Annotated in this window: 18 protein-coding genes; 10 read left to right on the forward strand and 8 right to left on the reverse strand. The window is 62.2% G+C overall.

Features of this window, described 5'->3' with window-relative positions:
- Positions 1 to 309: 309 nt before the first annotated feature.
- The 6 genes from LOY52_RS25235 to pilG all read right to left on the reverse strand — a co-directional run bounded on the left by LOY52_RS25235 (position 310) and on the right by pilG (position 10,274).
- Entirely contained in the window at positions 310 to 780 is a 471-nt protein-coding gene (locus LOY52_RS25235) for a chemotaxis protein CheW (RefSeq protein ID WP_027610587.1), read from the reverse strand.
- Positions 773 to 6,673, reverse strand: a complete 5,901-nt coding sequence (locus LOY52_RS25240; RefSeq protein WP_258680047.1) for an Hpt domain-containing protein — start codon at positions 6,671 to 6,673, stop codon at positions 773 to 775. Before LOY52_RS25240 ends, LOY52_RS25235 begins: the two co-directional genes overlap by 8 nt.
- A gap of 11 nt (positions 6,674 to 6,684) precedes the next feature.
- Positions 6,685 to 8,739 (reverse strand): methyl-accepting chemotaxis protein, encoded by a 2,055-nt coding sequence (locus tag LOY52_RS25245; RefSeq protein ID WP_098966063.1) that lies wholly within the window; start codon positions 8,737 to 8,739, stop codon positions 6,685 to 6,687.
- 154 nt (positions 8,740 to 8,893) lie between these two features.
- Positions 8,894 to 9,433: a chemotaxis protein CheW gene (locus tag LOY52_RS25250; RefSeq protein WP_007964098.1), complete on the reverse strand. Its 540-nt coding sequence runs from the start codon at positions 9,431 to 9,433 to the stop codon at positions 8,894 to 8,896.
- Between the two features lie 10 nt (positions 9,434 to 9,443).
- Positions 9,444 to 9,809 carry a twitching motility response regulator PilH gene (gene pilH / locus LOY52_RS25255; protein WP_025109154.1) on the reverse strand — a complete coding sequence of 122 codons (366 nt, stop codon included), beginning with the start codon at positions 9,807 to 9,809 and terminating at the stop codon, positions 9,444 to 9,446.
- 60 nt (positions 9,810 to 9,869) lie between these two features.
- Positions 9,870 to 10,274 carry a twitching motility response regulator PilG gene (gene pilG, locus LOY52_RS25260; RefSeq protein ID WP_003229093.1) on the reverse strand — a complete coding sequence of 135 codons (405 nt, stop codon included), beginning with the start codon at positions 10,272 to 10,274 and terminating at the stop codon, positions 9,870 to 9,872.
- Positions 10,275 to 10,499: 225 nt separating this feature from the next.
- Here pilG and gshB point away from each other — a divergent pair, with 225 nt between their 5' ends.
- The 7 genes from gshB (at position 10,500) to LOY52_RS25295 (ending at position 16,590) form a co-directional block, all read left to right on the forward strand.
- Positions 10,500 to 11,471, forward strand: a complete 972-nt coding sequence (gene gshB, locus LOY52_RS25265; protein ID WP_258676946.1) for a glutathione synthase — start codon at positions 10,500 to 10,502, stop codon at positions 11,469 to 11,471.
- Positions 11,472 to 11,578: 107 nt separating this feature from the next.
- Positions 11,579 to 12,478, forward strand: coding sequence for an energy transducer TonB (locus tag LOY52_RS25270; protein ID WP_007964106.1), 900 nt, complete (start codon positions 11,579 to 11,581; stop codon positions 12,476 to 12,478).
- A 213-nt stretch (positions 12,479 to 12,691) separates the two neighbouring features.
- A complete protein-coding gene (locus LOY52_RS25275) occupies positions 12,692 to 13,264 on the forward strand; it encodes a YqgE/AlgH family protein (RefSeq protein WP_258676949.1) in 573 nt (190 codons plus the stop codon).
- Positions 13,264 to 13,701, forward strand: coding sequence for a Holliday junction resolvase RuvX (gene ruvX, locus LOY52_RS25280; protein ID WP_003229101.1), 438 nt, complete (start codon positions 13,264 to 13,266; stop codon positions 13,699 to 13,701). Before LOY52_RS25275 ends, ruvX begins: the two co-directional genes overlap by 1 nt.
- Positions 13,702 to 13,782: 81 nt before the next feature.
- On the forward strand, positions 13,783 to 14,289 hold the full coding sequence (gene pyrR / locus LOY52_RS25285; RefSeq protein WP_258676951.1) for a bifunctional pyr operon transcriptional regulator/uracil phosphoribosyltransferase PyrR: 507 nt from the start codon (positions 13,783 to 13,785) through the stop codon (positions 14,287 to 14,289).
- A 28-nt stretch (positions 14,290 to 14,317) separates the two neighbouring features.
- Positions 14,318 to 15,322: an aspartate carbamoyltransferase catalytic subunit gene (locus tag LOY52_RS25290; RefSeq protein WP_003229107.1), complete on the forward strand. Its 1,005-nt coding sequence runs from the start codon at positions 14,318 to 14,320 to the stop codon at positions 15,320 to 15,322.
- The gene (locus LOY52_RS25295) at positions 15,319 to 16,590 is read left to right on the forward strand and encodes a dihydroorotase (protein ID WP_258676952.1); all 1,272 of its coding nucleotides are present in this window, start codon (positions 15,319 to 15,321) and stop codon (positions 16,588 to 16,590) included. The genes LOY52_RS25290 and LOY52_RS25295 overlap by 4 nt, the downstream gene beginning before the upstream one ends.
- 130 nt (positions 16,591 to 16,720) lie before the next feature.
- Here LOY52_RS25295 and LOY52_RS25300 read toward each other — a convergent pair whose 3' ends face one another.
- On the reverse strand, positions 16,721 to 17,152 hold the full coding sequence (locus LOY52_RS25300; protein WP_007964113.1) for a TM2 domain-containing protein: 432 nt from the start codon (positions 17,150 to 17,152) through the stop codon (positions 16,721 to 16,723).
- 248 nt (positions 17,153 to 17,400) lie between these two features.
- Here LOY52_RS25300 and LOY52_RS25305 point away from each other — a divergent pair, with 248 nt between their 5' ends.
- Complete coding sequence (locus LOY52_RS25305) at positions 17,401 to 18,027, forward strand: C40 family peptidase (protein ID WP_003229112.1); 627 nt, start codon at positions 17,401 to 17,403, stop codon at positions 18,025 to 18,027.
- A gap of 84 nt (positions 18,028 to 18,111) precedes the next feature.
- On the opposite strand, the gene LOY52_RS25310 is transcribed toward LOY52_RS25305, so the two are convergent.
- On the reverse strand, positions 18,112 to 19,146 hold the full coding sequence (locus LOY52_RS25310; protein WP_258676953.1) for a type IV pilus twitching motility protein PilT: 1,035 nt from the start codon (positions 19,144 to 19,146) through the stop codon (positions 18,112 to 18,114).
- 56 nt (positions 19,147 to 19,202) lie between these two features.
- Here LOY52_RS25310 and LOY52_RS25315 point away from each other — a divergent pair, with 56 nt between their 5' ends.
- Both LOY52_RS25315 and proC read left to right on the forward strand, forming a co-directional pair.
- Complete coding sequence (locus LOY52_RS25315; RefSeq protein WP_007964115.1) at positions 19,203 to 19,889, forward strand: YggS family pyridoxal phosphate-dependent enzyme; 687 nt, start codon at positions 19,203 to 19,205, stop codon at positions 19,887 to 19,889.
- 28 nt (positions 19,890 to 19,917) lie between these two features.
- Complete coding sequence (gene proC, locus LOY52_RS25320; RefSeq protein WP_258676954.1) at positions 19,918 to 20,736, forward strand: pyrroline-5-carboxylate reductase; 819 nt, start codon at positions 19,918 to 19,920, stop codon at positions 20,734 to 20,736.
- The last annotated feature ends 4 nt before the right edge of the window (positions 20,737 to 20,740 follow it).

Consider the following 20,740-nt stretch of genomic DNA (forward strand, 5'->3'; position numbering starts at 1 on the left):
AAGTTACGCAGCCTGCCGAGGGCGCACAAGCCGGCGGATTCTGGTGCATGCGTAGGCAGCGGCGCAAGGATTTGTAGGCCAGGGAGCCGAAACATCGAGTGTCTTTAAACAGCTGCGCTGAAAGGTGTTTATTGCGCACGGAGATTGAGGATTTGTCTGTCGGATTGAGGTGTGGCGACTGGCGCCTTCGCGAGCAGGCTCGCTCCCACAGGGGGGAAGTGTCGTACGCAAAATCCGCGATCACTGAAGCTCCAATGTGGGAGCGAGCCTGCTCGCGAAGATGCCAGTCAGAACACCGCAAATATCAGATCAATGGACCAACCCAGCCTCCACCAACAACTGCTCCAACCCCAACAAATCCGGCACCTTGGCCACCTGCTCCCCGACCTGCACCGCCGCCTGCTCCAGCGCACACAACGGCACATCGACATAACTCAACTGACTGTCGAGCTTGTACGAACGCGGGATCCCCTGCACCAGCAGCGCAATGAATTTCAGCTGTGGCAAGCCGCCAAGTGCGTTGAGGATGACGATCCGCGCGCGTTCGCCGATGACGATTTTCTGCCCGCAGGCCGACTCGAAACTCAGCAGCGGAATCTGCCGTTCACGCCAGCTCACTCGCCCCAGGTACCACGGTGGGGTGTCGAGGTCGAAGGCGCTGGCCTGGTAGTCGATCAGCTCGGCGACGGCGACGTTGGGCAGGATCAGGTTGCGATCGGCCAGCGGCAGCAGCAGGCCGGTGAGTTGGCTGGTGCGCGCGTTGTGGCGACGCTCATGCATGTTTCTTGCTCCAGTGGGCAATGCTTTCGAGCAGCACCGATTCCTGATACGGCTTGCCGAGGTAGTCGTTGACGCCGATGGCCATCGCGCGGTCGCGGTGTTTCTGCCCGGTGCGCGAGGTGATCATGATGATCGGCAGGTGTTGCAGGCGTTCGTCATTGCGTACCTGGGTGGCGACTTCGAAGCCGTCCATGCGCGGCATTTCGATGTCGAGCAGCATCAGGTCGGGCATGTGTTCTTCCAGCAGCAGCATGGCATCGACACCGTCCTTGGCGGTCAGCACGTTCATGCCATGGCGTTCGAGCAAACGGCTGGTGACCTTGCGCACGGTCACCGAGTCATCGACCACCAGCACCAGCAACGGCTTCTGCGGTTCGCTGTCGATTTCCGCCTGCGCCGGACGCTGTGCAACCCGCGCCTGCATAGCGCGGATCGGCGCGAGCAAGTCAAGAATCAGCACCACCCGGCCATCGCCAAGAATCGTCGCCCCGGACACGCCCTGCACCGCCGCAAACTGCGGGCCAAGGCTCTTGACCACGATCTCGCGAGTGCCGGCCATCGCATCGACCTGCACCGCGATGTGCCGGTCATTGCACTGCACCAGCAGCACCGGCAACGGCAGGCTCTGGCCGAGCAGTTTCGGCCGTGGCGCGGTTTTCAGCAGCTCGCCCAGATAGCACAGTTCGTAGCGCTGACCGGCGTAGTGGTAGCTCGGCGGATCGTTGCGGTAGTGCGCCTCCAGATCATTCGGCAACACGCGGACAATGCCTTCGATGGTGTTCAGCGGAATGGCGTATTGATCCTCGCCGCACTGCACCATCAGCGCGCGGTTGACCGACACGGTGAACGGCAGACGAATGCGAAAATGCACGCCCTGCCCCGGCACCGAGTCGATGCTCATGGTGCCGCCGAGCTGACGGACTTCTTCGTGAACCACGTCCATGCCGACGCCGCGCCCGGAAATCTGGGTGATCTTTTCCGCCGTGGAGAAGCCCGGCTGCAGGATGAATTGCAGCACGTCGCGGTCGCTGATCTCGGCGTCCGGTGCAAGCAGGCCGCGCTTGATCGCCTTGCGCCGCACCGCGTCCAGCGGCACCCCGGCGCCATCGTCACGAATATCGAAAACGATGTCGCCGCCCTCACGGGTCAGGTCGAGGCTGATCGTACCCTGCGCCGGTTTGCCCGCCGCCAGCCGCACTTCGGCAGACTCCAGGCCATGGTCGACGGCGTTGCGCAGCATGTGTTCCAGCGGCGCGGCCATGCGCTCCAGCACATTGCGATCCATCTCGCCTTCGGCGTTGCCGATGATGAACGCGACGTCCTTGTTCAGCTCTTCGGCGACCTGACGCACGATGCGTTTCAGGCGCGGCAGCATGCGTTCGAACGGCACCATGCGCGTACGCATCAGGCCTTCCTGCAACTCGGTGTTGATCCGCCCCTGTTGCTGCAACAGGTTCTCGGCGTCGTGATTGCGGCGCTCGAGGGTTTCCTTGAGATCGAGCAAGTCGGAGGCGGATTCGAACAGTGCCCGCGACAGTTGCTGCAACTGCGAATGGCGGTCCATTTCCAGCGGGTCGAATTCTTCGTAACCGAGGCGTTCGGCATCGACTTGCTGACGGCTGAGAATCCGTCCCTGGGTTTCGGTGTCGAGCCGGCGCAACTGATCGCGCATGCGTTCGATGGTGGTTTCCATCTCGTTCAGCGCGGTTTGTGCATCGCTGACTTGTTGCTCGATACGGCCACGGAAAATCGAGGTTTCGCCGGCCAGATTGACCAAGTCATCAAGCAGTTCGGCGGAGACCTTGACCATGTCCGCGCCGGCATCGGCGGCCGGTGCAGCAGGCTCGGTCTTGGCCGGAATCGGCAACGGCGGCGGTGTGTCAGGAGTCGCCGGGTGGCTGAAATTCTGGATCGCGCTGATCAGCCGATCTGCCGGTGGGCAAGGCTGCCCGGCGCGCACGCCATCAAGCATTTGCGCCAGCCGGTCATGCCCGCGCTGCACCAGCGCGAACAGTTCGGCGGACGGTTGCAGCACGCCGGTGGCAAGGCTTTCGTAAAGGTATTCCAGTTCATGGGCGAGGTCGCCGATCGGGCCGATCTCGACCATCCGCGCACCGCCCTTGAGGGTGTGCAGATCGCGCAGCAGGGTTTCCACTTCCTGGCGATTGCCCGGCTCGGCCTGCCAGCGCAGCAACGCCGCGCCGGAGCTTTCGATGATGTCGAAACCTTCTTCGAGGAAGATTTCCAGCAGCTCCGGATCATGCGCCGCGCTGTCGGGTTCAGCCGTCGGCTGCGCCGTTTCGGGACTGCCGGACTGGCCCTGGCGGAACTGGCGGATCGCTTCGATCAGGTCTTGCGCCGGGGTCAGCGCCTGATGGTTCTGCAACTGTTCAAGCAACTGCGCCAAGCGGTCGTGGCTCTTGTGCAGCAAGCGTCCGAGCAGCTCGCTGTAGCTGTGGCGACGATCCACCAGCCCTTCGTAAAGGCTTTCCAGCTCATGGGCCAGATCGCCGATGGCATTGACCTCGGCCATCCGCGCGCCACCCTTGAGGGTGTGCAAATCGCGCTGCAACGACGACAGCGGCGCAGCGTTGTCCGGGTCGTTCAACCAGCGCTGCAGGGCTTGCCCGGCACTGTCGAGAATGTCCACCGCTTCTTCGAGGAAGATCTCGACGATCTCGTCGTCGGGTGCGGTCTCGGCATTGGCGTGGGCGAGTTCGGCGGTCGCGGCGCCCAGTTCGCTGATGCTCAAGGTGCGGCTGCCGTCGCTGCGAATCAGCCCCATGGCGGTCGGATCGAGGCTTTCATCGAGCAGCTCGTGCAGGGCACGAATGCGCTGCGGCTGCGGGGTGATTTCCTGGCCGGCAGCCAGTTCGTCGAGCATGTTGATCAGCGCTTCATGGGCGTTCTGCGCTTCGTGGAAAAACCTGTCACTGACCGCCAGACTGCTTTCTTCAACGGCGCCATAGAGGTCGAGCAAGGCTTCGCAGAGCATATCCACCGGCAGCAGATCGGCGAGGTGTGCGCCTTCGCCAAGGGTGGTCAGTTCGTCCAGCAGCGCGCTGAGTTCCTGACGCTCGCCGGGATGTTGCTGCCAGCGCTGCAACAGGCTTTCGGCGTCGAGCAGGATGTCCATGCCTTGAGCGAGGAAGTTGTTGATCAGTTGCGGATCGCGCTTGATCCGCAACCCGGTGTTCGGCGCGTTGAGGATCGCTTCCAGACGTTCGGCCAGCAGCGTTTCGGTGCGTTTGATCAGCGACTGCGCACCGACTATCGGTGCCAGCGGATCGTGCTTGAGCTGACGCAAACCGACGCGGAACAGACCTTCGGCTTCAAGGAGCAATTCCACTTCATCGAGATCCAGCGGCAACTGATGCGCCTTGAACTCGCGCGCCAGTTTATCCAGTGGCGCGGCCAGTTCGGCAATCGGCAACACACCGGCCATCGAGGCACTGCCCTTGAGCGTGTGCAAGGCGCGCTGCAATTCGTCGCTGGCCGGCAGCGGCACATGCTCGGCAGCCTGATCGAGGAAGCGGTTGAGGCTGGCGAGGTGGGTTTCGGCCTCGTTGCGGAAGATCTCCAGCAACAGCGGATCGAGGGCCGCCACGTCGTCGACGTCTTCGGCCGCCAGCGGCTCGACACCTTTGGCCAGCGCATGCGCACGGGCCGCCAGTTGATCGACATCGCTGCGCTGCCGCTGGCGGTGGGTGGCGAATTCGCTGATCAGTTCTGGCAGCAGCAACACCGTGTCGGTGAGCAACTGCTGCACCTGCGCGCCGGGTTCGACGCTGTGCTCCAGCACGCGGTTGAGCAGGTTTTCCACGGCCCAGGCCAGCTCACCAAGGATCAACGCACGCACCATGCGCCCGCTGCCCTTCAAGGTGTGAAAGGCGCGGCGCAGTTCGGTCAGGGCGGCGCGGTCATGAACGTCAGCCGACCAGCGCGGCAGGTATTCGTGCAGGACTTCGAGGACTTCGTCGGTCTCTTCGAGGAACACTTCGCGCAGTTCATCGTCCACCGGTGCTTCATCGACCGGCGGCGGCATCAGGCTGCCGGGGGTGATCAAGGCTGGCGGGTTGAGCGCCGACACCGGGCTGGCCAGCACGTCGGCCAGCGACTGCACGGTATCGGGGTCATCCAGTGCCTGCAGGTCTTGCATCACCAGCGCTTCGCTGGGGCTGAGCACATCGTCGAGCAACGGCACGTGCGGCTCATGTGGAAAGAAACCAAGGCTGGCGAGGCTGTTTTGTGCAACATCCAGCAGTTGCTCATTCGGCGCTTGCGGGTCGTCGCTCAGGCGTTCGAGGTAATACTCGAGGCTGGTGATGACGTCGGCCAGATTATCCAGTTGCTGCCATCCCGGCTGGTGCGGATCGAGCAGCAAGTGTTCGCGAATGAAGCTGTTGCAGGCCTCGACCAGACTCGCCGCGCGGCTCAGCGGAATCATCGCCAGCGCACCGCGCACCTGAGTCAGCAACTCCGGCAACGGTTGCAGTTGCTGGCGATCCCAGTCGGCGTCGATGTAATCGACGATCATGTCCTTGGCCTGTTGCAGGCAGATGCGCGCTTCCTTGATCACGATCTGGTGGATCTGTGTCAGGTCGGTGGTCGGCAGGCGCGCGTCTTCGGGGCTTTCCGGCTCGACGGTGCCGACCATTCCGGCGAGGTTGGCTTCGACGTAAAGCAGCGCGCCGGCAACGTCCATCAGGGTCGCGTCATTCGGTTCGCGCTGGCCCTGAGCGAGGCTGAGCACCACCGCCAGTTGATCGATGATGACTTTGCGCGGCTGGCCGAAACCGAGCACCGCAAGGGTGTCGGCGATCTGCCGCAGCGGCGCCAGCAGGCTCTCCAGGTCGGAGGTGTGCTGACGGTCGCTACGGACGAACAGGTCGAGACGTTCCTTGACCCGCACCAGCTCTTCGCACAGCGCCGCCAGCACCGAACGCATCGCATCGCGGTCGGGGCCTGCCAGGCGCGCGCGTTCTTCGTCGACCATCGCGCTGTCGGGCAACGCGTCGTCCAGGGAGTAGCGATCTTTCATGGTCAGCATCTGCCCGGTGGGATGTTCGGCTTTGGCAATATAGAACAGCAGGCTTTTCAGCAGCTCCGGCGGGGGCGGCTGATTGAGGCCGCGCGGGCCTTGTTCGAGCAGGCGCTTGAGCTCCCTGTCGGCGTCCTTGAACAGGCTGCGCAACGCCGGGCTGTTGGCGATGGCGCCTTCGCGCATGCCTTCGACCAGCGCGGAAGCGACCTGCCACAGCGGGCTCAACGGCGCATCGCCGCTGAGCGCTTCCAGGCGCTGGAAGACTTTCGCCAGGTATTCGAGGTGGGTCTGGTCATCCTGCTCGCGCAGCAAACCGACCAGCGCCATTTGCAGCATCTGGCGCAACTTGCGCAGCACGTTGGGCCACTCGGCCGGCTCCAGCGCGGCCAGCGCTTCTGCGCTCAACGGCGGCAAGTCCGGCAGTGGCGGGCTGAACAGGCTGGTTTCCGAGAGCAGGCTGTCGCCGCGGGCACTGCGCAGATCGTTGATCAGCGGCAGCACCACCAGCGGCAAGTCGCGGCGGGCGCTCTGCACCCGATCGAGATAGATCGGCAATTGCCCGAAGGCTTGCAGCAGCAAGTGCAGGGCTTCGTCGCGATGGGCGACGCGTCCCTGCTGCAAGGCTTCGACCAGATGCTCCATCTCTTCGGCGAGCAACGCCGCGCCGTAGAACTCGACCATCTGCAAACTGCCGTGCACCTGATGAATATAGGCCAGGCATTCATCCAGCCCCGGCGTGGCCTGCGGGTCATCGAGCACGCCTTCAATCGCCTGATGCGCCTGCCTCAGCGTTTCGGCAATTTCACCCTTGACCCATTCGAGGGCCACGTAGTCGTGCCGGTCACCCATAACCACTCCACTCACGCCTTGTCCGTCGCGGACGCCGACGGCAAGGTGAAACCGGATACCGAACGGCGCAGCTGACTGGCCATCTTCGCCAGATTGCCGATGCTCTCGGCGGTGGCGGTGGAGCCGGACGAGGTCTGCGAGGTGATCTGCTGGATCACGTTCATCGTCAGCGAGATCTGCCCGGCCGACGAGGTCTGCTGCTGCGCCGCGTTGGAGATGCTTTGAATCAACGCGGCGAGGGTTTTCGAAACGCCTTCGATTTCTTCCAGTGCCACTCCGGCATCCTGCGCCAGTCGCGCGCCCCGCACCACTTCGGTGGTGGTCTGCTCCATGGAAATCACCGCTTCGTTGGTGTCGGTCTGGATCGCCCGCACCAGGGTTTCGATCTGCCGGGTGGCGGCGGACGAACGTTCGGCCAACCGCTGCACTTCGTCAGCAACCACGGCAAACCCGCGTCCGGCATCCCCGGCCATAGAGGCCTGAATCGCCGCGTTGAGCGCGAGGATGTTGGTCTGGTCGGCAATGTCATCGATCAGGCTGACGATGTCGCCGATTTCCTGCGACGACTCGCCCAGACGCTTGATGCGTTTGGCGGTGTCCTGAATCTGTTCACGAATGTTGTCCATGCCGTGGATGGTGTTGTGCACCACCTCGTTGCCCTTGTTGGCGATCTCCACCGAACGCTCGGCCACCGCCGAGGATTCAGCGGCGTTGGCCGACACCTGATCGATCGACTGGGCCATGTCGCTGATCGCGGTCGAGGCTTCGGAAATCTGCTGCGCCTGATGTTCCGAGGCCTGGGCCAGGTGCATGGCGGTGGCCTGGGTTTCCTGCACGGCGGCGGCGACCTGGCCGGCGGTGAGGTTGATGGTGGCGACCAGATCGCGCAGTTGGTCAACCGAGTAGTTGATCGAATCGGCGATGGTCCCGGTGAAGTCTTCGGTCACCGAGGCGGTCACCGTCAGGTCACCGTCGGCGAGGTCTTCGATCTCGTCGAGCAGGCGCATGATCGCGTTCTGGTTGCGCTCGTTCTTCTCGGCGGTCTCGCGCAACTGACGGTTGGTTTCACGAACCATGACCATGCCGATCAGGATGATCGAGGCCAGCGCCAGCAAGCCCAGCACGTAACCGCCGATGGTGTCGGTGTTACGCCCACCGGCAAGGTTTTCGAAACCGCTGGCGAGGTGCGAGGCCTCGTCGAGCAGGGTCTGCGACAGGCTGAAGATATTGCTCGCCGACTCCCGGACCTTGAACAGCTCCGGCGAGGTTTCGAGGATTTCATCCACCGAGCCGGAGACGAACTGGAACAGCTCGGAAATTTCACTCAGCCGCGCACGGGCATCACGGTCTTCGACCTGGCTGATTTTCAGGGTCGGGTTGCCCTGCAACATGCCGTTGAGCACCTGGCCGAAACGGGTGGCATCGCGGCCAAAAGCGTCGGCAGCCTGCTGCGAGTTTTCGTCACCGGCCAGCACGGTGTTGACCGCGCCGAGAATGCGTTCAGCGAGCAGCGATTGGCGCTGGGCCATCGCCACTTGGGCGGCTGGCGCGCCGCGTTGCAGAAGGATCTCGACGACTTTTTCGTATTCGATCTGCAACTGCGGCACGGTTTCGGCCAGGGTCGCGGCGACTTGATGCAGCGAGAGCACGGTCTGTTCGCTGGAGAGAATCGCATCGGTGTTTTTCAGCAGGCGTTCCCAATCCAGCTGCACCGCGCGCATTTCCGGGCGCACGGTGGCCGGCGCGGGCGGCAGGCCGGTGGCCGGATCGCCCTTCTTCAGGTAACCCCAGCGCTGGGCAAAATCGTTGCGCGCATCGCTCAGCAGCTTGAACGCTGCCGACTTCCCGGCAGCCGCTTCGGTGGCGTTCTTGGCGATGCGTTGCGACAGCACGCGCAGCTCACCGGCGTGGCCGATGTACTGCTTGTCGTAGTTGGCCTGGGTGTTGAGGTAGGCGAAGTTGGCGAACAGCAGCATGATGAACACGATCAGTGCGATGAACAGCACGATGATCTGCGAACGACTGCGCGACCCTTCCGCCGATTTGCCTGTTTTTGCCTTTGTCATCGGTCCTCGCCCTTAACCCACATCTTTGAGGCCTGCTGCAATCCCTGTGGGAGCGAGCCTGCTCGCGAAAGCGTCGGGTCAGCCAATATTTATCTTGCCTGACACGCCCTCTTCGCGAGCAGGCTCGCTCCCACAGGGGACAGTGTTGAATCTGTTATATCGCGACGCTCATGAACACCGGCGATTTGGCCAGTGCAAACAGGCTGAACACCCGCCAGTTCTGCTCGCGCCGGAAATAGCCTTTGACGAACTCGGCCTTGGAACCCTGGCGTTTGCTGATCGAGATCGGTTCGAAGCTGTCCTGCTCGAAGTGCTGCAGACCGAACACCTCATCCACCAGCAACCCGGCGAACACATCGTTGTGCTCCACCACCAACACACGCCGCTGTTTGCGCAACGGCGACAGCTCGTGACCGAAAAAGCCGCACAGGTCCATGATCGGCAGCAAGCGCCCACGCAGGTTAGCCACCCCTTTGACCCACGGCTTGACCCCGGGCAACTGAGTGCAGCGCGGTTCGTGCAGCACTTCGCTGACTTCGCCCATCGGCGTCACGTACCAATGCTCGCCGAGGCGAAAGCCGATGCCGCTCCAGCGATCCTGACGGCCGGGCTGCGATGGCAGATCCGCCGCCAGCAGACGGCAGCGCTGGTCGATCTGCCACAGCAGCTCGAACGCGGTCAGCGACTGGTTCATGGCCGCGCGATCAACCGGCCAGCACGTTGTTCAGGGTCTTGATAAGCATGTCTTCTTCGACCGGTTTGGTCAGGTAATCCTTCGCGCCCTGGCGCGTGCCCCAGACCTTGTCGGTTTCCTGATCCTTGGTGGTGATGATGATCACCGGGATGTGGCTGGTCTCGGCATCCTTGGTCAGTTGCCGGGTGGCCTGGAAGCCGTTGAGGCCGGGCATGACGATGTCCATCAGCACGGCGTCGGGTTTTTCCTGACGGGCCAGGGCCACGCCGTCGGCGCCGTTTTCGGCCTTTAGCACTTCATGGCCGTGCTTTTCCAGCATGCCGGTGAGTTTGTACATTTCAGTCGGCGAATCATCGACGATCAGGATACGTGCCATGGTCTTCCCCATTTTTCTTGTCGACACCCGGCCCGCTGGCCGAGCGTCACTGTACGTGTCTTACTGCGGCAAAACGGCGGCGAAGCCCGGAACATGGGCCTGAATCGCGTCGAGCAGTTCTTCCTTGCTGAAAGGCTTGGTCAAAAATTGATCAGAGCCGACAATCCGCCCCTTGGCCTTGTCGAACAGCCCGTCACGCGACGACAGCATGATCACCGGCGTGGCCTTGAACGCACTGTTGTTCTTGATTAAAGCGCAGGTCTGATAACCATCCAGACGCGGCATCATGATGTCGACAAAAATGATCCCGGGGTGGTGGTCGGCGATCTTCGCCAAAGCGTCGAAGCCATCGATCGCCGTGATGACCTCGCAGCCCACATTTTTCAACAGCGTTTCGGCGGTGCGACGAATCGTTTTCGAGTCATCGATCACCATGACCTTCAAGGCGCTGGACTGCTGTTCCATAAGAGGGCTCTACCGTCGCCTTTGCGAATCAAATTGTCCGTTTTGCGATGAGTAATGGCTGGAAACCCTTGATGCTCAAGGGCCAGCACGCTATGCCAGCCTTTTTAGCACAGTCTCCAGATGCAATCTATCGACGGGTTTTTCCTTGACCGAAAACCCTGCCAGCGCCACTCTGGCGGCACTTTTTCAATACCGATCCGGTAGCCAATTTTCGAGGAAAACCCAATGAGCGTTCGCGTCGGGATTGTCATGGACCCTATCGCCAGCATTTCCTATAAAAAGGATAGCTCGCTGGCCATGCTGCTGGCCGCGCAGAAACGTGGCTGGGAACTGTTCTACATGGAGCAGCGCGACCTGTATCAGGCCGAAGGTCAGGCGCGGGCACGCATGAAGCCGCTGAAAGTCTTCGCCAACCCGGAAAAATGGTTCGAACTGGACGCCGAGCAGGACAACCTGCTGAGCGACCTCGACGTGATCCTGATGCGCAAGGATCCGCCGTTCGACATGGAGTTCGTCTACTCCACCTACTTGCTGGAACAGGCCGAAACCGCTGGCGTGCTGGTGGTCAACAAGCCGCAGAGCCTGCGCGACTGCAACGAAAAACTGTTCGCCACGCTGTTCCCGCAGTGCACCCCGCCAACCGTGGTCAGCCGCCGCGCCGATGTGCTGCGTGAATTCGCCGCCAAGCATGGCGACGTGATCCTCAAGCCGCTGGACGGCATGGGCGGCACTTTGATTTTCCGTCACCGCGTGGGCGATCCGAACCTGTCGGTGATTCTGGAAACCCTGACCGCCCTCGGTGGCCAGCAGATCATGGGCCAGGCCTACCTGCCGGCGATCAAGGACGGCGACAAGCGCATCCTGATGATCGACGGCGAGCCGGTGGATTACTGCCTGGCGCGAATTCCGGCGCAAGGCGAAACCCGTGGCAACCTCGCGGCCGGTGGTCGTGGCGAAGCGCGGCCGCTGACCGACAAGGATCGCTGGATTGCCGCCCAGGTCGGCCCGACCCTGCGCGAGAAAGGTCTGCTGTTCGTCGGTCTGGACGTGATCGGTGAAAACCTCACCGAAATCAACGTCACCAGCCCGACCTGCATCCGCGAAATCGACAATGCTTTCGGCACCGACATCGGCGGCATGCTGATGGATGCGATCGACAAGAAGCTGCAAGCCGCCGGCAAAAAGCCGCAAGCTTGACGTGTGTCACATGCAGCCTGTCGCTTGAAGCGTGAAGCCCAAGGCGTGAAACCAACATTGCGTTATCATGCGCAGCCTCTGAAAAACGCGATGTTGGTTTTCTTGTCATGACCCTCCCGTCCGATCTGCCCGCAGAACTCGCCCACCGTGGCGTGCGCCCGGCCGATCGCCTCGGATTTACCCTGTTTCTCGCGGCGCTGATTCATTTGGCGCTGCTGCTTGGCGTCGGCTTTACCATGGTCGAGCCCAAGCAGATCAGCAAAACCCTGGAAATCACCCTCGCCACCTTCAAGAGCGAAACCAAGCCGAAAAAGGCGGATTTCCTCGCTCAGGAAAACCAGGAAGGCAGCGGCACCCTCGACAAGAAGGCGATTCCCAAGACCACTGAGGTCGCGCCGTTCCAGGACAATCAGGTCAAGAAGGTCACCCCGCCCCCGGCCGCCAAACCGGAAGTGCGCGAGGCCGCACCCAAGGCTGCGGTGACCACCGTGGCGCCGAAACAGCAAAAGGCGCCGACCAAGAAAGAAGAAACCAAAACCGAGACCAAACCTGCGGTCAACGCGCCGACGTTCGACAGCTCACAGCTGTCCAGCGACATCGCCAGCCTCGAAGCGGAACTGGCCAACGAACAACAGCTGTACGCCAAGCGCCCGCGGATTCACCGCTTGAGCGCGGCCTCGACCATGCGCGACAAGGGCGCCTGGTACAAGGATGACTGGCGCAAGAAAGTCGAGCGCATCGGCAACCTCAATTACCCGGAGGAAGCGCGCCGCAAGCAGATCTACGGCAACCTGCGGCTGATGGTCTCGATCAACCGCGATGGCTCGCTGTATGAAGTGCTGGTGCTCGAGTCCTCCGGCCAGCCGTTGCTGGATCAGGCGGCGCAGCGCATCGTCCGGCTGGCGGCACCGTTCGCGCCGTTTACCGGCGATCTGTCGGATATCGACCGACTGGAAATCATCCGCACCTGGAAATTTGCCCGGGGCGACAAGCTTTCCAGTAACTGACCAGCGCCAAGCGAGCTTTTGTGGCGAGGGAGCTTGCTCCCGCTGGGCTGCGAAGCGGCCCCCTGCTTTTTCCAGATCCACCGCGTTATCAGGTTTTACGACTGCTGCGCAGCCGAGCGGGAGCAAGCTCCCTCGCCACAGAGGTCCGGTGAAGACCATTTGCAACGCATCGTCAGCTTGTCAGTTTGCCCCTACGACGCCACACTATCGCTCATGAAAAACGTCAGCCCCAGCTACCTCAAGCATCACTTCCTGATCGCCATGCCGCACATGGCCGACCCGAACTTTGCCCACACCTTGACCTACATCGTCGAGCACACGGCCAATGGCGCCATGGGGCTGGTGGTCAATCGACCGCAAGAGCTGAATCTGGCTGACATTCTCGAGCAATTGCGCCCGGACATCGATCCGCCAGCGCTGTGCCAGCATGTACCGATCTTCATCGGCGGCCCGGTGCAGACCGATCGCGGTTTCGTCCTGCACCCGTCGGGCAAGTCCTTTCAGGCCACCGTCGAGCTGGACGGTGATCTGGCGCTGTCCACCTCGCAGGACGTGCTGTTCGCCATCGCCGACGGCGTAGGCCCGGCGAAAAGCGTAATCACCCTTGGTTATGCCGGTTGGGAAGCCGGGCAACTGGAGGCTGAACTGGCCGACAACGCCTGGCTGACCTGCCCGTACGACGCCGACATCCTGTTCAACACCAGCAGCGAGCTGCGTCTGGAAGCGGCGGCCCGGCATCTGGGGATCAACCTCAGCCTGCTGACCAGTCAGGCGGGGCACGCCTGATGGCCCTGCGCCTGATTCTCGGCTTCGACTACGGCACCAAACAGATCGGCGTTGCGGTCGGCCAGGTGATTACCGGCCAGGCCCGCGAGCTGTGCACCCTGAAAGCGCAGAACGGCGTGCCCGACTGGAATCAGGTCGAAGCGCTGTTCAAGGAATGGAAACCCGACGCCGTGGTGGTCGGCCTGCCGCTGAACATGGATGGTACGCCCAGCGAGATGTGCCTGCGCGCGGAGAAATTCGCCCGCCGTCTCAATGGCCGCTTCAATGTGCCCTTCTATACCCACGACGAACGCCTGACCACCTTTGAAGCCAAGGGTGAGCGACTGGTGCGTGGCGGGCAGAAAGGCAGTTACCGCGACAACCCGGTGGACGCCATCGCCGCCGCTCTGCTGCTGCAGGGCTGGCTCGATGAAAACACTGCATTGTTTGAATCCTGACAAGCGCTTCGGCGCTTTTCTTTTGGTTATAAACCCAGCCACGTCCGGCAGGACGCGGCTCGGAATCACGAAGGAGCATCCATGAGCCTGCCCAATCCCGCCGATCTGATCAGCCAGATGGCGACCCGCCTCAAGGCGCACCTTGCACAGCGTGATATCAGCGAACCGCGTTACATCGGCATCCGCACCGGCGGCATCTGGGTCGCACAGGCCCTGCTCAAGGAACTGGGCAGCGACGCACCGTTGGGCACGCTGGATGTTTCCTTCTACCGCGACGACTTCAGCCAGAACGGCCTGCACCCGCAAGTGCGCCCCTCGGCCCTGCCCTTCGAGATCGAAGGCCAGCATTTGGTGCTGATCGATGACGTATTGATGAGCGGCCGGACCATCCGCGCCGCCATGAACGAACTGTTCGACTACGGCCGCCCGGCCAGCGTGACCCTGGTCTGCCTGCTCGACCTGGACGCCGGCGAGCTGCCGATCCGCCCGAACGTGGTGGGTACGACCCTGTCGCTGGCCGCCAATGAGCGGGTCAAGCTGTCCGGCCCGGAGCCGCTGACGCTCGAACTGCAAGACCTGAATTCCTAACCCGCCCTTATTGAGAGTCCCCCTCGCGATGACGCCTCTAGATACCAAGCGCCCGCTGCAGCTCAATGATCAGGGCCAGCTGCGCCACTTCCTCTCGCTCGATGGCCTGCGCCGCGAGTTGCTGACGGAAATCCTCGACACTGCCGACTCGTTCCTCGAAGTCGGTGCCCGGGCGGTGAAGAAGGTCCCGTTGCTGCGCGGCAAGACCGTGTGCAACGTGTTCTTCGAAAACTCCACGCGCACCCGCACCACCTTCGAACTGGCGGCCCAGCGGCTGTCGGCGGACGTGATCACCCTGAACGTGTCGACCTCGTCGGCCAGCAAAGGTGAAACCCTGCTCGACACCCTGCGCAACCTCGAAGCGATGGCCGCCGACATGTTCGTCGTGCGCCACGGTGATTCCGGCGCCGCACACTTCATCGCCGAGCATGTCTGCCCGCAGGTGGCGATCATCAACGGCGGCGACGGCCGGCACGCGCACCCGACCCAGGGCATGCTCGACATGCTCACCATCCGTCGGCACAAGGGCGGTTTCGAAAACCTCTCGGTGGCGATCGTCGGCGACATCCTGCACTCGCGGGTGGCGCGTTCAAACATGCTCGCCCTGAAGACCCTCGGCTGCCCGGACATCCGCGTGATCGCGCCGAAGACCCTGCTGCCGATCGGCATCGAGCAGTACGGCGTCAAGGTCTACACCGACATGAACGAAGGCCTGAAAGACGTCGACGTGGTGATCATGCTGCGCCTGCAGCGTGAGCGCATGACCGGCGGCCTGCTGCCGAGCGAAGGCGAGTTCTACCGCCTGTTCGGCCTGACCACCGCGCGTCTGGCCGGGGCCAAGCCCGATTGCATCGTCATGCACCCGGGGCCGATCAACCGTGGCGTGGAGATTGAATCGGCAGTGGCCGACGGCCCGCATTCGGTGATCCTCAATCAAGTCACCTATGGCATCGCCATCCGCATGGCCGTGCTGTCGATGGCCATGAGCGGGCAAACAGCGCAACGTCAATTCGAGCAGGAGAACGCCCAGTGAAGCTCAGCATTCTCGGCGCCCGCGTCATCGATCCAAGCAGCGGCCTGGATCAAATCACCGACATTCACGTTGAAGCCTGCAAGATCGTCGCCCTCGGCGCGGCACCGGCCGGTTTCACCGCTGTGGAAACCATCGACGCCAACGGTCTGGTTGCAGCACCGGGCCTGGTCGACCTTAACGTGGCTCTGCGCGAACCGGGCTACAGCCGCAAAGGCAGCATCGCCAGCGAAACCCGCGCGGCGGCGGCTGGCGGCGTGACCAGCCTGTGCTGCCCGCCGAAAACCAAACCGGTACTCGACACCTCGGCGGTGGCCGAACTGATCCTCGACCGCGCCCGCGAAGCCGGCAACACCAAGGTGTTCCCGATCGGTGCGCTGAGCAAAGGGCTGGACGGCGAACAGCTTGCAGAGCTGGTGGCGCTGCGCGACGCCGGGTGTGTGGCGTTCGGCAATGGTCTGGAGAGTTTCCGCAACACCCGCACCCTGTGCCGGGCATTGGAATACGCGGCGACCTTCGACCTGACGGTGATTTTCAATTCGCAGGATCACGATCTGGCGGATGGCGGTCTGGCCCATGAAGGCGCGGTCGCCAGTTTCCTCGGTCTGCCGGGGATTCCGGAAACCGCTGAGACCGTGGCTCTGGCTCGCGATCTGCTGCTGGTTGAGCAGACCGGCGTGCGCGCGCACTTCAGCCAACTGACCAGCGCGCGCGGCGTGGCTCTGATCGCTCAGGCGCAGGCCCGTGGTTTGAAGGTCACCGCCGATGTCGCTCTGTATCAGTTGATCCTCACCGATGAAGCGCTGATCGACTTCAGCAGCCTGTATCACGTGCAACCGCCGCTGCGCACCCGCGCCGACCGCGACGGCCTGCGTGAAGCGGTGAAGTCCGGGGTGATTTCGGCGATCTCCAGCCATCACCAGCCGCACGAGCGCGACGCCAAACTGGCACCGTTCGGCGCGACCGAGCCGGGCATCAGCAGTGTGGAGTTGCTGCTGCCGCTGGCGATGACGCTGGTTGAGGATGGTCTGCTGGATCTGCCGACCCTGCTGGCGCGCCTGAGCGCTGGCCCTGCGGACGCGCTACGTCTGCCGGCGGGCAAACTGGCGGTGGGCGGTGCGGCGGATATCGTGCTGTTCGATCCGAAGGCATCCACCGTGGCCGGCGAAGGCTGGCTGTCGAAGGGCGAGAACTGTCCGTTCCTCGGTCACACCCTGCCGGGTGTGGTGCGCTATACGCTGGTGGACGGGCGGATCAGCCACCAGGCCTAAAAAGCAAAAGATCGCAGCCTGCGGCAGCTCCTACAGGGAAAATGCATTCCAACCTGTAGGAGCTGGCGAAGCCTGCGATCTTTTGTTCTTCACTCCGCATCGCCCCAATCGCCAGCAGGCTGGTGAAAACTTACTGAAAAGCGCCGCGATTCTGCGCGTTACGCACCGACACCTGATCATTCAGGGTCCAGAAGTCATACAGCACGCCAATAAAGAACAACCCGCCGGTCAGCAGATACAGCAACCCGCTGATCCACTTGCCCTGGTACATCCGGTGCACGCCGAACACGCCGAGGAACGTCAGCAGAATCCACGCCACGTTGTATTCAATCGGCCCAGCGGTGAAACGCAGATCCGCCTCGCGATCCATTGCCGGGATCAGGAACACGTCGATCAGCCAGCCAATGCCCAGCAGACCGAAGGTGAAGAACCAGATCGTCCCGGTCACCGGCTTGCCGTAATAGAAGCGGTGAGCGCCGGTGAAACCAAAAATCCACAGCAGATAACCGATGATTTTGCTGTGCGTATCCTGCGGTGCAGCGACCTGCTGATAGCGGTTCATGAAGACCTCGATTCACACGATAGATAAATTTTCTTTAATTCTTTGTGACTTTTTTACATGTAGCCGACGTACGGCAAATGTTACCGTGTCGTCCGTCAAAGCCTTATAGCACCGGACTTCTGTCCGACAATTGCGTCCGTTTGCCGCTTGTTTGGTTCCGTTGCCCTCCGATGGAATCGACCAACGGCCTCGGAAGGGACAAAAAAGCTGTTATAAAGTTGCGCGCTAACACATAAGAGCCACGCCTAATGCGACCATTTTTCAAGACATGGCTAACTATTTGCCTATTAATGCCACTGGCCGCCCACGCCACCAATCGTGAGCAACGTCTTCCCAACGTTAACGGTTTCACCCCTAAATCCCATGCTTCGGCTCCTTCGAGCAAGAGCAGCAAACAAACGAAACACACCACGCTCGCCAGCAAGAATCACGGCAAGCTGGTGCCACCGATGGCCAACAAGGAAAGCAGCAACGTCCTGAGCCGCGCGGTGAACGTCCTCGGTACTCCCTACCGTTGGGGCGGCAGCAGCCCAAGTAAAGGCTTCGACTGCAGCGGGCTGGTGAAATATGCGTTCAATGACGCTACGTTCGACCTGCCACGCACCTCCAACGCGATGGCCAGCGGGCATGGCGAGAAAGTCGAACGCAAGGATCTGAAGCCGGGCGACCTGATTTTCTTCAACATCAAGAGCCGTCGGGTCAACCACGTTGCCATCTACCTGGGCAACGACCGCTTCATCCACGCCCCACGCCGTGGCAAAGCGGTGAGCATCGATACGCTGAACAAGCCGTACTGGGAACAGCATTACGTAGTTGCCAAGCGTGTGCTGCCGAAAGAACCGGCTGGCAAGCAGATGCGCGTGGTTCAACGCTAAAGATCAAAAGATCGCAGCCTTCGGCAGCTCCTGCACAAATCACTGTAGGAGCTGCCGAAGGCTGCGATCTTTTGCTTTTGGCCTTTAGAAATTATCCGGCGTACGCGCCTTCTCCCGCGCATGCTCGCGGCTGATCAAGCCTTTGGTCACCAACTCCTTCAGGCACATGTCGAGTGTCTGCATCCCCAACGACCCGCCGGTCTGAATCGCTGAATACATCTGCGCCACCTTGTCCTCGCGGATCAGGTTCCGGATCGCCGACGTTCCCAGCATGATCTCGTGGGCTGCCACCCGCCCGCCGCCGATCTTCTTGATCAGCGTCTGCGACACCACCGCCAGCAGCGACTCGGACAACATCGAACGCACCATGGACTTCTCGTCGCCCGGAAATACATCGACAACACGGTCGATGGTCTTTGCCGCCGACGTCGTGTGCAGCGTGCCGAACACCAGATGCCCGGTCTCGGCAGCGGTCAGGGCCAGACGGATGGTTTCCAGATCACGCATCTCGCCCACCAGAATCACATCCGGGTCTTCGCGCAGCGCCGAACGTAGGGCGGTGGCGAAGCTGCCGGTATCGCGATGGACTTCGCGCTGATTGATCAGGCATTTGCGCGATTCGTGGACGAATTCGATCGGATCTTCGATGGTGAGGATATGGTGATGGCGATGGGTATTGAGGTAATCGATCATCGCCGCCAGCGTGGTCGATTTGCCGGACCCGGTCGGCCCGGTCACCAGCACCAGCCCGCGCGGCGCATCGGTGATCTTGCGAAAGACGTCACCCATGCCGAGGTCTTCCATGCTCAGCACTTTCGAGGGAATGGTGCGGAACACCGCGCCAGCGCCACGGTTCTGGTTGAACGCATTGACCCGAAAGCGCGCCACGCCGGGGACTTCGAACGAGAAATCGGTTTCCAGGTGTTTCTCGAAGTCGACGCGCTGGGTGTCGTTCATGATGTCGTAGATCAATTCGTGCACTTGCTTGTGATCCAGCGCCGGCAGATTGATCCGCCGCACATCGCCATCGACGCGGATCATCGGCGGCAGACCCGCCGACAGGTGCAGGTCGGAAGCGCCCTGTTTGGCGCTGAACGCCAGCAGTTCAGTGATATCCATAGCGTCCCTCAATTCCAGTAGAATGCCGCGAACCTTCAGACCGCCGGCGCCTCTTGATGTCCACGATAGCAGACAACATCCTTCAGGTTAGTTCGCGCATCCAGGCCGCGACCAAAGCGGCCGGTCGTGACGAAAACAGCGTTCAATTGCTCGCCGTCAGCAAGACCAAACCGGCGCAGGCCCTGCGTGAAGCCTACGCCGCCGGCCTGCGTGACTTCGGCGAGAACTATCTGCAGGAAGCCTTGGGCAAACAGCTCGAACTGGCCGACCTGCCCTTGATCTGGCACTTCATCGGCCCCATTCAATCGAACAAGACTCGCGCCATCGCCGAGCATTTCGACTGGGTGCACTCCGTGGATCGCCTGAAAATCGCCCAACGCCTGTCCGAACAGCGCCCGGCCGAGTTGCCGCCGCTGAACATCTGCATTCAGGTCAACGTCAGCGGCGAAGCCAGCAAGTCCGGCTGCACCCCGGCCGACCTGCCGGCGCTGGCCGAGGCCATCAGCGCCCTGCCCCGGCTGAAGCTGCGTGGGCTGATGGCGATTCCCGAGCCGACCGAAGATCGCGCCGAACAAGATGCCGCTTTTGCTGCCGTGCAACGTTTGCAGGCCAGCCTGAATCTGCCGCTCGACACACTTTCCATGGGCATGAGCCACGACCTCGAGTCGGCCATCGCCCAGGGCGCCACCTGGGTGCGGATCGGTACCGCCCTGTTTGGCGCCAGAGATTACGGTCAGCAATGACCGACAGCCATCTGAAAAAGGACCTGACATGAGCAACACACGCATTGCCTTTATCGGTGCCGGCAACATGGCCGCCAGCCTGATCGGCGGCCTGCGGGCCAAGGGTCTGCAAGCCAGCCACATTCGCGCCAGCGATCCGGGCGAAGAGACCCGCCAACGCGTCAGCGCCGAACACGGCATCGAAACCTTCGCCGACAACGTCCAGGCCATCGACGGCGTCGACGTGATCGTGCTGGCGGTCAAGCCACAGGCGATGAAAGCCGTGTGCGAAGCCATCCGCCCAAGCCTGCAACCGCAGCAACTGGTGGTGTCGATCGCCGCCGGCATCACTTGCGCGAGCATGACTGCGTGGCTCGGCGAGCAGCCGATCGTGCGCTGCATGCCGAACACCCCGGCACTGCTGCGTCAGGGCGTCAGTGGTTTGTACGCCACCAGCGAAGTGACTGCCGAACAGCGTCAGCAGGCTGAAGAGCTGCTGTCCGCCGTCGGCATCGCGCTGTGGCTGGACGAAGAGCAGCAACTCGATGCGGTGACCGCCGTCTCCGGTTCCGGCCCGGCGTACTTCTTCCTGCTGATCGAAGCGATGACCGCCGCTGGCGTCAAACTCGGCCTGCCCAAGGAAATCGCCGAGCAACTGACTGTGCAGACTGCCTTGGGCGCCGCGCACATGGCGGTATCCAGCGATGTCGACGCTGCTGAGCTGCGCCGCCGCGTGACCTCGCCAAATGGCACCACAGAGGCCGCGATCAAATCATTCCAGGCTAACGGCTTCGAAGCCCTGGTAGAAAAAGCACTCGGCGCCGCCGCGCACCGCTCGGCCGAAATGGCCGAACAACTGGGCAAATAAGGAG

It is taken from the genome of Pseudomonas sp. B21-051, assembly GCF_024748795.1.
GTDB lineage: Bacteria > Pseudomonadota > Gammaproteobacteria > Pseudomonadales > Pseudomonadaceae > Aquipseudomonas > Aquipseudomonas putida_A.